Genomic DNA, 12,402 nt, shown 5'->3' with positions numbered 1-12,402 from the left:
GGGGAACAACTCGGGCCTGCAAAGAACCCAAGGGTTTACCCTACGAGATCAGGTCGAACAGCGTCGGGCTCTCGTCGCGTCTGGCGCCCTCGATGGCGAGGAGGCGGCGCTTGGTCGTGGCGCCGCCATTGGCCGAGAAGCCGCCAAGCCCGCCGTTCGCAGCGACGACCCGATGGCACGGCACGATGACCGCGAACGGGTTGCGCCCGAGCGCCTGGCCGATCGCCCGGGCGTTGTTGATGCCGAGCTGGGACGCGATCTCTCCGTAAGTCAGGACACGTCCAGGCGGGATGCCACGGGCGACCTCATAGACGCGGCGGTCGAACTCCGGCACGTCGTCCATGTCCAGAGGAACGGCCGTCAGATCGCGCGCTTCCCCCCGCAGCAGGGCGGCCACGTCCGTGATGATGCCTTGGATATCCGGTGGCGGCGGGACTTCGACGATCCCGGGAAACCTCTTCGTGAGCCGTCTGCGGGTTGTGGAGGCATCGTCCTCGGGAAGCTGGAAGCCGATCACGCCACGCGCGTTCCAGGCGAGGCCGCAGAGCCCGATGGAGGTCTCGAAGAGCGTATAGAACATCGTAGGGCCTGAGGAGTGATCCCGCATGCTCGATCGTAAACCTCCGATCCTGGCCGGACAACCCGGGCAGCCTGCCCCGCTCCCAGGGAGGGCGACGGATTTCATCGGGTTTTGGCATAACCTTATGCGGAATGAGAACTTTCAGCTTCGCGGCATTGAAGCTAGGAGAGACACCGATGAGAATGACTTGAGAAATCGAACGGATGGTTCATATGTAAACCTTTCGTCGTTTCGCACGTTGCCGCTGCGTATCAGGAGGAAGCCATGTCCGATCTGCCCGCCCGTGAATCGATGGAGTTCGACGTCGTCGTCGTGGGCGCGGGTCCTGCCGGCCTGGCGACCGCCATCCGGCTCAAGCAGCAGGCGCTGGAGCAGGGCGCGGACATCTCGGTGGTCGTGGTCGAGAAGGGCTCCGAGGTCGGAGCCCACATCCTCTCGGGCGCGGTGATCGACCCCATCGGCCTCGATGCCCTCCTGCCGGAATGGCGCCAGGATCCCGACCGCCCGCTCAAGACGGAAGTGACCGCCGACGAGTTCATGTATCTGGGACACGCCGGCGGCGTGACGCTGCCCAACCTGTTCATGCCCAAGCTCATGAACAACCACGGCAACTTCGTCGGTTCGCTCGGTAACGTCGCCCGCTATCTCGGCCGCAAGGCGGAGGAACTCGGCGTCGAGATCTATCCCGGCTTCCCCGCCTCAGAGGTGCTGGTCGAGGACGGCAAGGTGGTGGGCGTCGCCACCGGCGACATGGGCATCAGCCGCAACGGCGAGCCCAACGCCAACTTCACCCGCGGCATGGAGCTGCGCGCCAAGTACACGATCTTCGGCGAGGGGGCGCGGGGCTCGCTGACCAAGCAGATGGTCGAGCGCTTCGGCCTGAACCAGGGCCGCGACCACCAGAAATACGGCATCGGCATCAAGGAGCTCTGGCAGGTCCAGCCCGACAAGTTCCAAGCGGGCCTCGTGCGCCATTCCATGGGCTGGCCTTTGCCGAACAATGCCGGCGGCGGCTCCTGGCTCTACCATTTCGACGACAACCTCGTGTCGGTCGGCTTCGTGGTCCACCTCAACTACAAGAACCCGACCCTGTCGCCCTTCGAGGAGTTCCAGCGCTTCAAGACGCACCCGATGGTGCGCGACGTGTTCGAGGGCGCCAAGCGCATCGGCTACGGGGCACGCGCCATCATGGAGGGCGGCTGGCAATCGGTGCCGCGCCTCTCGTTCCCTGGCGGCTGTCTGGTGGGCGATTCCGCCGGCTTCGTGAACGTGCCGCGCATCAAGGGCAGCCACAACGCCGTCCTGTCGGGCATGCTCTGCGCCGACCACGTCTTCGCTGCCCTGCAGGCGGGCCGCGCCCATGACGAGGTCGCGGCCTATGAGGAATCCTGGCGCGCCTCGCCGATCGGCTACGACCTCAAGCGCGTACGCAACGTCAAGCCGCTCTGGTCCAAATACGGCACGGCGGCCGGCGTGGCGCTGGGCGGGCTCGACATGTGGCTGACGGAGATCTTCGGCTGGTCGCCCTTCGGCACGATGAAGCACGGCAAGCCCGACCACGAGTGCCTGCTGCCGCTCGATCAGGTCAAGCCGATCAAGTACGACAAGCCCGACGGGGTACTGACCTTCGACAAGCTGTCCTCGGTGTTTTTGTCCAACACCAACCATGAGGAGGATCAGCCGGTCCATCTCAAGGTCAAGGACATGGGACTGCAGAAGGCCTCCGAGCACGACGTCTATGGCGGGCCGTCGCAGCGCTACTGCCCGGCGGGCGTCTACGAATGGGTCGAGGGCGAGGGCGGTGCGCGCTACCAGATCAACGCCCAGAACTGCGTCCACTGCAAGACCTGCGATATCAAGGACCCGAACCAGAACATCACCTGGGTTACCCCCGAAGGCGGCGGCGGGCCGAACTACGTCAATATGTGACCTTAGCTTTTGAACTGTCATCCCGGACGAAGCGCAGCGGAGATCCGGGATCGCAAGGCGACTATGGCGCTATATTCTGAGGACGATCCCGGGTTATGCTGCGCAGCCCCGGGATGACGCCATAGCATTCGCCAATCCCCTTCACGACGCTTTTACGGGGCCAGCGGCAATCTTCCCCTTGCGGCCACAGGAGGGAAACGCCATTCTCCGGCCTGATTTGGCGCACATCTCCGCTGTCCAGAGATGCTGCGATGATTGGAGCCGCGCTTCGTGCCCATTTTGAAACTGCCTTTGGCCCGTAAGGGTCTGCCTGCATTGATGCTTTTGGCGGCCGGCCTTCTGACGGCCCCGGCCGTCGCGGCCAACACGGCCCAGGACGAGCCCCTGACGCCGGCCCAGAGCCTGGAGGGCAACTTCCTGTCCGCCTACGTGGCGGGGTCCGCGCGGGATACCGAGGCGGCGACCATCTTCTTCCGCGAGGCGATCCAGGAGGATCCCCGCAACCAGGAGCTTCTGGAGCGGGCCTTCGTGGCCTTCCTGGCCAACGGCTCCATGAGCGAGGCCGTGCGCGCGGCCGAGCGGCTCTCGGCGCAGGATGCCTCCAACAACCTGGCGCAGTTCGCTCTCGCTGTCCGCTCCATGAAGAGCCAGAAATACGCCGATGCGCGCAGCCGCCTGTCGAAGGGGACGCGCGGGCGTCAGGCCGACCTGACGGCGACGCTGCTCACGGCCTGGACCTATGCCGGCTCCAAGGACGGCAAACAGGCCCTCGCCACCGTCGACAAGCTCAAGAACGAGCGCGCTTTCGACCAGTTCAGGGAGTATCACGCGGCGCTCATCGCCGATGTGGTGGGCAATCCCGCCGAGGCCGAGAAGCGCTTCAAGGCGGCCTATGAGAGCGAGCGCAACACCCTGCAGGTGGTCGACGCCTATGGCCGCTTCCTGGCCAAGCGCGGCCGCAAGGACGAGGCGCTGAAGATCTACAAGGCCTTCGACGAGGTGGCGCCGCGCCATCCGATCGTCCGCGCCGCCATGAAGTCGCTCGAGGAAGACAAGCCTCTCCTGCCGCTCGTCACCAATGCCCAGGACGGCGCGGCGGAGCTGCTCTACGGCCTCGGTGTCGTCGGCAACACGCAAGGGGACGAGCTGACCGCCATCATCTACCTGCGGCTCGGCCTCGATCTGAAGCCCGATCATCCGCTGGCCCTCGTCACCCTCGGCGACGTCTACGAGCGCCTGAAGCAATACGACAAGGCCAATGTGATCTTCGAGCGCATTCCCAAGGAATCGCCCGTCCGGCCGAGCGCCGATATCTCCATCGGGCATAATTTCGAGCTCATGGGGCGCGGCGATGACGCCATCGCCCACCTCGAAAAGCTCATGAAGGAGCGCCCGGACGACGTGGAAGTCGTCATGGCGCTGGGCAACGTGCAGCGCTCGCGCAAGAAGTTTGCGGAAGCCGCCGAGACCTACGACAAGGCCATCAAGCTGATCGGCCAGCCGGAGCGCGGCCACTGGATCCTCTACTTCTATCGCGGCACGTCCTATGAGCGCGCGAAGCAGTGGGACAAGGCCGAAGCCGACCTGAAGAAGTCCCTGGAACTCGTTCCCGACGGACTTCCGGCCGGCAAGGCGCAGGTGATGAACTATCTCGCCTATTCCTGGGTCGACCAGAACATGAACATCGACGAAGCCTTCAAGATGCTCACGAAGGCCGTCGAGCTCGCGCCCCGCGACGGCATGATCATCGACTCGCTCGGCTGGGCCTATTACCGCATGGGCCGTTACGACGACGCCGTGCGCGAGCTGGAAAAGGCCGTCGAGCTGAAGCCCGGCGATCCGACCATCAACGACCACCTGGGCGATGCTTATTGGAAGGTCGGCCGCAAGCTCGAGGCGAAGTTCCAGTGGGACCACGCCAAGAACTCGGATCCCGAGCACGAGGAGCTGGTGAAGATCCTCAAGAAGATCGACAACGGTCTCGAAGAGGACCCTAAGCCCGCCGCCGCCGAGAACGCGCCTCCGCCGCAGCCGGAAGCGCCGAAGCAGAACGGCGGCTAGCAAAACCCTCTCACGTCATGCCCGGCCTTGTGCCGGGCATCCACGTCTTAAGCACCATCGTTCCAAGGCGTGGATGGTCGCAGCAAGTGCGGCCATGACGACGGCCCTTCCCAACCGCCCCGCTCTCGGGCATGGAAACGCCATGCCCCAGCCGCTCGCCACCCGCGCTCCCGCCAAGATCAATCTGACGCTCCATGTGCTCGGGCGCCGGGCCGACGGTTATCATGACCTGGAAAGCCTCGTGGCTTTCGCGGGCACGGGGGACGATCTGCGGTTGGAGCCGGGGGAGGGGCTGGCGCTCGAAGTCGGTGGTCCGACGGCCCCTCTGGCAGGAAATGATGCCGACAACCTCGTCCTGAAGGCCGCACGCCTTCTGGCGGATCGTGTGGAGGGCCTGCAACTCGGCACCTTCCACCTGACGAAGCGCCTGCCGGTGGCCGCCGGGATCGGGGGCGGCTCCTCGGATGCGGCCGCCGCCCTGCGGCTCCTGGCCCGGCTGAACGGCCTGCCGCTGTCTCATCCAGCCGTGCGCGAGGCTGCCCGCCTGACCGGTGCCGACGTGCCGGTCTGCCTGGAGCCGAGGGCGCGCATGATGCGTGGGGTAGGTGAGGATCTCGGAGAACCGCTGAACCTGCCGCACCTGTTCGCCGTACTGGTCAATCCACGTGTGCCGGTGGAGACGCCAGCGGTGTTCAAGGCTCTCGGGCTCCAGCCCGGAGAGCGTCTTTCGGGAGCTGGACACCCGCTCGTCGAGTGGGGTTCGCTCCTCGACACGCTGAAGACCGCGCGCAACGATCTCGAACCGCCCGCGCTGCGCGTTCAGCCCCTGATCGGCGAAGCGCTCGATCTGCTCCGGCAGACCGCAGGTTGCCGTCTGGCGCGCATGTCCGGTTCAGGCGCGACGGTTTTCGGGCTCTATGAGGACTGCAAGACCGCCGCCGAGGCGGCGAAGGACATCAGGCGCGCACGGCCCGAATGGTGGGTGAAGGACACTAACTTGCGCTGAACAAGGTTCCGTTTCACAGAATGACGAGACGAAGTTGCGCAGACTTCTCCCTTATTATATGAATCTATATAACATTATAATCCGAAGAGGCTGAGCACACCATGACATTGTCCTTCAATCTCCAATCCTTCGCGCGCTTGACGGACACCAATCTGATGTCCCGCGTCTCGACCGGATCGGACGGGGGACAGCTGACAAGTAACAGTCTCATCTCGTTGTTTAGTCCGGATGGGCATTCCATCGCATTCCTGAACGTTGATGCCGCAAGTAATTATCAAGTTTTCATCAAGGACCTGCAGACTGGCCTCACGCGATTGGTCTCAACGAATGCAGCAGGAGGATCGGGAGACGGTGCTACATACGTCACCCAATTCAGTGACAACGGGCGTTTTCTTGTTCTTCTCAGCACCGCAACCAATCTGGTCCCGGGCGATACCAATGGCCAAGTGGACGTCTTTATAAAGGATCTTGTAACGGGTGCCGTCACAAGGGTCTCGGTCGCCGCTGACGGCTCGCAAATCGCGCAAGGCGGGAGTGTGGGCCTGGGACGATCTCTGACCGCGGATGGCCGTTTCTTGGTCTTCTCTAGCAGAGAAGCAAACCTGGTCGGGTCTGACACGAACTCTTCCCAAGATGTGTTCTTGAAGGATCTTCAGACGGGCGCCATCCGCCGCGTGTCGACCAACTCCGCCGGAGCGCAAGCGGACTCAGGTGGCGAAAACGCGACCATTAGCGCCGATGGACGCCACGTGGCTTTCGAAAGCAATTCCACAGATCTTGTCGCCGGAGGCACGGATGGCGGTCGCTATCTCTTTCTGAAGGATCTCCAGACGGGTGCAACGACGCGGATCGACGCTCGGCTGGACGGAAGCAATGGCGGGCAGAGCATCAACGCACGTTTCAGCGCCAATGGATGCTACATCGTGTTTGAAAGTACCGGAGCCAACTTGGTGTCCCGTGACGACAACGGCACAAGGGACATTTTCCGGAAGGACCTGCTGACCGGCGCGATCATCCGAGTCTCGACGAAGGCGGACGGGACCGAGGCTCATGGAGTAAGCACTATTGCAGCCATCAGTCCGGATGGGCGCTATGTCACGTTTGCAAGCACTGCCTCCGATCTCGTTGCCGGCGACACGAACGGCAAAGCCGACTTCTTCCGCAAGGACCTTGTCACGGGTGAGATCGTTCGACTCTCCATCACGCCGCAAGGTCAGGAGGCGATAGGAGGCGATAGCAGCTATGGCAGCCCTAGCGCCGATGGCCGCTACCTCACATTCACCAGTGCAGCGACGAATCTCGTTGCCGGCGACACCAATGGAGTCTTCGACATTTTCGTCGTCGACACCGCGCTCATTCCGCATCGCCAAGCGGTTCTCGAAGGGCGCTATGTGGAGGGCAAGTTCCAGGTCGGCACGGCTTCAAATGTCAGCATCGCCTGGGGCGACGGCACGGCCGATATTCTGACACCTGCGGGAGGCGAGGCGTCGTTCGGGCACGCCTATGCCTCGGCCGGATCGAAGAATGCCGTCGTCACCGTGAGCGAAGGTTCCCTCACCTGGGTGCGGCCTTACACGGTGGATATCGTCACGGGACAGATGAGCGCGGCCGGGATGGCCGATAGCCTGACCGGCGGCGCGGCGGCGGACACCCTCGTCGGCGATGCCTTCGATAGCATCATCAAGGGCAATGGCGGCAACGATAGGCTCTCCGGTGATGCGGGTCGCGACGTCCTTTGGGGTGGCGCGGGTAACGATACGCTGGCAGGAGGGGAGGGCCAGGATGTGTTCGTGTTCGATCTGAAGCCGCACAAGACTTCCAACTTCGACAAGGTTGCCGACTTCAACGTGAAGGACGATGCGATCTGGCTCGAGAACAAAGTGTTCAAGATCGGCAAAGGTACGCTTTCGAAGCCCGGAAAGCTCAGCAAAAACGCCTTCTACAAGGGCGCGAAGGCGCACGATGCGGATGACCGCATCATTTACGACCATAAGAAGGGTGTGCTCTATTACGATGCGGATGGAAAAGGCGCTGCAGCGCCCGTCAAGATCGCCTCTCTGCCGAAGAATCTGAAGATGATGGCAGCGGACTTCTTCGTGATCTAACGTTGTAGAGCACAGAGGCGGCCGCAATCGGCAGCCGCCTCTGGATTAATCAACAAGGCGTTGATCCCGCAGCTCACCACGCCGGGATAATGGCTCCCTTGAAGCGCTCTTCCAGGAACTTGGCGACTTCCGGCGACTGATAGGATGCCACGAAGGTCTTGATCTCCGGGCGGTTCTCGTCGCCCTGACGGGCCGCGACGAAGTTGGCGTAAGGATTGCCCTCGCGCTTCTCGACCGCGATCGTGTCCTTGCGGATATCGAGACCCGCATTGATCGCATGGTCGGTGTTGATCACGGCCGCGTCCAGATCGGGCAAGGCACGGGGCAGCTGCGCGGCGTCGAGTTCGGAGAACTGGATGCCCTTCGGGTTCTCGGCGATGTCGAGCAGGCTCGGAGACAGGCCCCGGCCCTCCTTGATCTTGATCACGCCCTCGGCGGCGAGAAGATTGAGGGCGCGGCCGCCGTTGCTCGGATCGTTCGGGATGCCGATCTTGGCGCCTTTCGGGAGGTCGGATACGGCCTTCACCTTGGTGGAATACAGGCCGATGGGCTGGACGAAGGTGAAGCCCACGGGGACGATCTTGTAGCCGCGGGCGGCGATCTGCGCGTCGAGATAGGGCTTGTGCTGGAAGGCGTTGGCGTCGAGGTCCTTACGCTCCAGCGCCTCGTTGACGAGGGCGTAATCGGAGAAGGGGACGAGCTCGACGTTCAGACCCTTGCCGGCCGCTACCTTCTTGACGACCTGCGCGACCTCTTCCTCGGCACCGGACATGACGCCGACCTTGATGCTCTTCTGCTGGGCGGCAGCCGGTAGGGCGGCGGCCACGAAGGCGCCGAATGCGAAGGTCGCGGTCAGGAAGCTGCGGCGGGTGAAAACGGACATGGGATGACCTTTCAGACAAAGAGGATCGGGCTTCAGCGCGAAGCCGGACAGGTGGTTCGGAAGGAGGGGAGGATCAGGCCGTGAGGCGTCGACAATTCTCAGCCGGCGAGGGCCGGGACATGAATACCGTCATGGAAGTCAGGCGCGTCATAGCCGTTCGATCCTCGTGAACCACGAGGCGGAAGCCGCTCGTGGCGCTTTAGCCTTTGATCACGCGGGGCAAGCTGCTCGTCTCAAATCACCGCGGTCTCAAGGTGGTGGCGACCGCCTTGGGACCCGACTTTTCTATCCGGGCTGAGTTTTATGTCAATCGTTTTGTTCTGTAAAAAGAACAGGTCTGTCATGCAGCGGGGATGCGGTGAGTTCGGGGGGGCCGATTGTTCCCAAAATCCCTCGACCGTTCGGTCTAATGGCGAAGCTAATTTGAAACATTATAAAGGATATGAGATTCGGCCAACGTACTTGTCGCCCGTGAACGGCTGTTGAGAAAAGGACATTTCATGCCCGAGATATTCGAATGGGAAGGTATCACCCAACCGTCTTACTGGGGAAACCAGATCCTCGCGCCCAATGGCCAAGCCGCCATGTCCCAGATCGTGGCGACCGGCGCCAACACCGTCACGATCATTCCCAACTTCTTTCAGACGGATCGACTCAGCTACGAGATCGGTTTGAGGCTCGGTGATCCGACCAATATTTGGGACGACGAGAGCGACACATTCGAGCGGGTTAAGCTTTCCATCCTATCGGCCAAGGAAAAGGGGCTGAAGGTTGTGCTTAAGCCACACCTCGAAACCGTGGATCGGGTTTGGCGCGCAGAGATCAAGCCTGGAGGAGAAGCTACGCCTGGAAGTGGCCAATTTCTCAAAGCGAACGAATGGTTCGCCAGCTACAAAACCATGATGGTCGAATATGCCAGGGCGGCGCAGGCTGGCGGCGCGGAGATGCTCTGCATCGGCACCGAAATGGACAGCATGATCAACCCGCTGGGCGTCTGCAGCGATGGCAAGACATATACTCAGAAGTGGGAAGAGATCATAGCGGCTGTGCGTGCCGTTTACTCGGGCAAGATCACCTATGCGGCGACCTACTGGACGGTGAAGGATGTCGGGTTCTGGGACAAGGTCGATTACATCGGCGTCGATGCTTACTGGGCGATGACTCCCAAGCATGCGGAGAATGACTCGACGCCGTACACGACCAATGTCGACCAGATGGTGGACGCACTGACGAAGCCGCACTTCAACCCTTGGGTCCGGGATAACCTGCATGGAGGCAAGTCGATCGTCGAGTGGTACAAGGCTCTGTCTGAGCAGTACGGCAAAAAGGTGATCTTCACCGAGGTCGGCTACAGGAGTCTCGATGGGTCGACCGTTGATCCAGGCGTATTTGGCGGCAGGGAAAACGATCCACCGGATTTTCAGGAGCAGGTCGACGCCTATACGGCACTCTTCAAGGTCATGGAGAATTACGGCGGCCAATGGCTCGCCGGGTCATTGCTCTGGAGCTACTACTCCTTCGCAAATCCCATGGACCCTCAAAGCGCAGGAGGGGCAAACGTCCCATGGACGGACTACACCACGCAGCACAAGCCCGCCAACGCCATAGTGACGGCGAATTACTCGAGCCCGGCCTATGAGATGGGGCTCGTCTGGAACGGCACAGCCAGTGCCGACAAGCTCGATGGCGGCTATCACAACGATACGCTCAATGGAGCCGGCGGTAACGATGCGCTGTGGGGTGGCGCCGGGCACGACCGGCTCAATGGGGGCGACGGGAACGACATTCTGACCGGCGGGATCGGCGACGACGTGCTCGATGGCGGTGCGGGTGATCAGGACAAGGCTGTCTTCAGCGGCCGCCGTGCGGATTATAGCGTGACCAAGAACCAGGACGGTTCCTTCACCTTTCTGGATGTGCGAGCCGGTGGCGATGGGCGCGACATCGTCTCGGGAGTCGAAGCGTTCCAGTTCTCTGACGGAATTGTGCTGTCGGGAAATCTCAACCCATCCACAGATGGCGGTACAGGAACAGACGGTGGCACAGGAACGAACGGCCTGATTTTGATCGGCACCAAGAAAGCCGACAAGCTTGTCGGCGGCGCCAAGAACGACATGCTCTACGGCAAGCTTGGAAAGGATGTTCTGGCAGGCGGTTCAGGTCAGGACGTCTTCGTCTTCGACACCAAGCCGAACGTAAAAACGAATGTCGACAAGATCGTCGATTTCAATGTCGCGGACGATTCTATCTATCTTGAGAACAAGTACTTCAAGGTCGGCTCCGGTACATCGTCCAAGCCTAAGCAGATGGCGAGCAAGTCCTTCTACAAGGGCGTGAAGGCGCACGACGCGGACGACCGGGTCATCTACGACAGCAAGAAGGGTGTTCTGTATTACGATCCCGACGGCACCGGCAGCGCGGCGCAGATCAAGATCGCCACGCTCTCTCCTAAGCTGAAGATGACCAACAAGGATTTCTTCGTCATCTGACAGGGAGGCGCGAAGCTATGCTCACGGGGCAGAGCAACCGGCTCTGCCAATCCGCCTCCATCATCACGGGCCTTGTGTTGGTGATCCCGATGGATTGAAGCACCAAGCATCGCCGTATCGCGATGGACAGGAACTGATCCCCGGATCAAGCCGGGGACGGCCATGACGGCTTAGGAAGGTGCCGGTTTATGAGCCGGACTGTGTGATAAAACGATTGAGCAGCAGCTCAATAGGCGCGGGCGATGCAGAAATCGACCGTGTCGAGAAGGGCCTGCTTCATGGGGCCCGACGGGAAGAGGGCGAGCGCGTCGCGGGCCATGGCGCCGTAGTGGCGGGCCCGCTCGACCGTGTCTTCCAGAGCCCGGTGGCGACGCATGATGGCGATGGCCTGTTCGAGGTCCGCATCCTCGATCTCGCCCTGCTCGAGCACGCGCTTCCAGAAGGCTCGCTCCTCGTCCGTGCCGCGGCGGAACGACAGGACGACGGGCAGGGTGATCTTTCCCTCGCGGAAGTCATCGCCCACGTTCTTGCCGAGCGTCGCGGCCTTGCCGCCGTAATCGAGGGCGTCGTCCACGAGCTGGAACGCGATGCCGAGGTTCATGCCGTAGGAGCGGCAGGCTGCCTGCTCGGCCTTGGGGCGCTCGGCGATCACGGGCCCGACCTCGCAGGCGGCGGCGAAGAGCTCCGCCGTCTTGCCGCGGATCACGGCGAGGTACTCGTCCTCGGTGGTCTCGGTGTTCTTGGCGGCCGCGAGCTGCATCACCTCGCCTTCGGCGATCACGGTCGCGGCGGCGGAGAGGATGTCGAGGGCGCGGAGCGACCCCACTTCCACCATCATGCGGAAGGCCTGGCCGAGCAGGAAGTCGCCGACGAGCACGCTCGCCTCGTTGCCCCACTTGATTCGGGCGGCGATCTTGCCCCGGCGCATGTCGCTCTCGTCCACCACGTCGTCGTGGAGGAGGGTGGCCGTGTGCATGAACTCCACCGAGGCCGCGAGCTTCACGTGCCCGTCGCCCTGGTAGCCGGAGAGCCCGGCGGTCGCCAGCGTCAGCATGGGCCGCAGGCGCTTGCCGCCGGAGGAAATGAGGTGGTTGGCCACTTCCGGGATCATCGTGACCTCGGAACCCGTGCGCGACAGGATCATCGCATTGACCCGTTCCATGTCGGAGGCCACAAGGGACACAAGCTTTTCGATGCTCGCATTCTTCTCGGGATGCTTGTCTTCGAACGGAACGACGACGCCCACTGTCATGACCCGGGTTGCCGGCCGGGATGGCCGGTAGGAATATGGACTGGCATGGCACTTTCCATGCTGCAATGCAAACGCTTAGCACACGGGAAGGATCTCA

The 12,402-nt window shown here is 62.3% G+C and carries 8 protein-coding genes; 5 read left to right on the top strand and 3 right to left on the bottom strand.

Annotation, left to right across the window (positions count from 1 at the left end; translation table 11 throughout):
• Window positions 1–40 precede the first annotated feature (40 nt).
• A complete protein-coding gene (locus tag H0S73_RS19510; protein WP_181053705.1) occupies window positions 41–607 on the bottom strand; it encodes a methylated-DNA--[protein]-cysteine S-methyltransferase in 567 nt (188 codons plus the stop codon).
• 237 nt (window positions 608–844) lie between these two features.
• Here H0S73_RS19510 and H0S73_RS19505 point away from each other — a divergent pair, with 237 nt between their 5' ends.
• From H0S73_RS19505 to H0S73_RS26165, 4 genes are all read left to right on the top strand, one after another.
• Complete coding sequence (locus tag H0S73_RS19505; RefSeq protein ID WP_181053704.1) at window positions 845–2,509, top strand: electron transfer flavoprotein-ubiquinone oxidoreductase; 1,665 nt, start codon at window positions 845–847, stop codon at window positions 2,507–2,509.
• A gap of 270 nt (window positions 2,510–2,779) precedes the next feature.
• Window positions 2,780–4,570, top strand: a complete 1,791-nt coding sequence (locus tag H0S73_RS19500) for a tetratricopeptide repeat protein (protein WP_181053703.1) — start codon at window positions 2,780–2,782, stop codon at window positions 4,568–4,570.
• Between the two features lie 142 nt (window positions 4,571–4,712).
• Entirely contained in the window at window positions 4,713–5,576 is an 864-nt protein-coding gene (locus H0S73_RS19495) for a 4-(cytidine 5'-diphospho)-2-C-methyl-D-erythritol kinase (protein WP_181054394.1), read from the top strand.
• A 101-nt stretch (window positions 5,577–5,677) separates the two neighbouring features.
• Entirely contained in the window at window positions 5,678–7,681 is a 2,004-nt protein-coding gene (locus H0S73_RS26165; protein WP_181053702.1) for a PD40 domain-containing protein, read from the top strand.
• 73 nt (window positions 7,682–7,754) lie between these two features.
• On the opposite strand, the gene H0S73_RS19485 is transcribed toward H0S73_RS26165, so the two are convergent.
• Window positions 7,755–8,564 carry a MetQ/NlpA family ABC transporter substrate-binding protein gene (locus H0S73_RS19485; RefSeq protein ID WP_181053701.1) on the bottom strand — a complete coding sequence of 270 codons (810 nt, stop codon included), beginning with the start codon at window positions 8,562–8,564 and terminating at the stop codon, window positions 7,755–7,757.
• A gap of 500 nt (window positions 8,565–9,064) precedes the next feature.
• Between H0S73_RS19485 and H0S73_RS19480 the strand changes: the two genes are divergently transcribed.
• On the top strand, window positions 9,065–11,053 hold the full coding sequence (locus tag H0S73_RS19480; RefSeq protein ID WP_181053700.1) for a glycoside hydrolase family 113: 1,989 nt from the start codon (window positions 9,065–9,067) through the stop codon (window positions 11,051–11,053).
• 226 nt (window positions 11,054–11,279) lie between these two features.
• Here the strand turns inward: H0S73_RS19480 and H0S73_RS19475 are convergent, their stop codons facing one another.
• Entirely contained in the window at window positions 11,280–12,299 is a 1,020-nt protein-coding gene (locus tag H0S73_RS19475; RefSeq protein ID WP_425488232.1) for a polyprenyl synthetase family protein, read from the bottom strand.
• Between the last annotated feature and the right edge of the window lie 103 nt (window positions 12,300–12,402).

The organism is Microvirga mediterraneensis (assembly GCF_013520865.1).
GTDB lineage: Bacteria > Pseudomonadota > Alphaproteobacteria > Rhizobiales > Beijerinckiaceae > Microvirga > Microvirga mediterraneensis.
The sequence above is the reverse complement of the archived record's forward strand: the minus strand, read 5'-3'. Positions and strand labels throughout refer to the sequence as shown.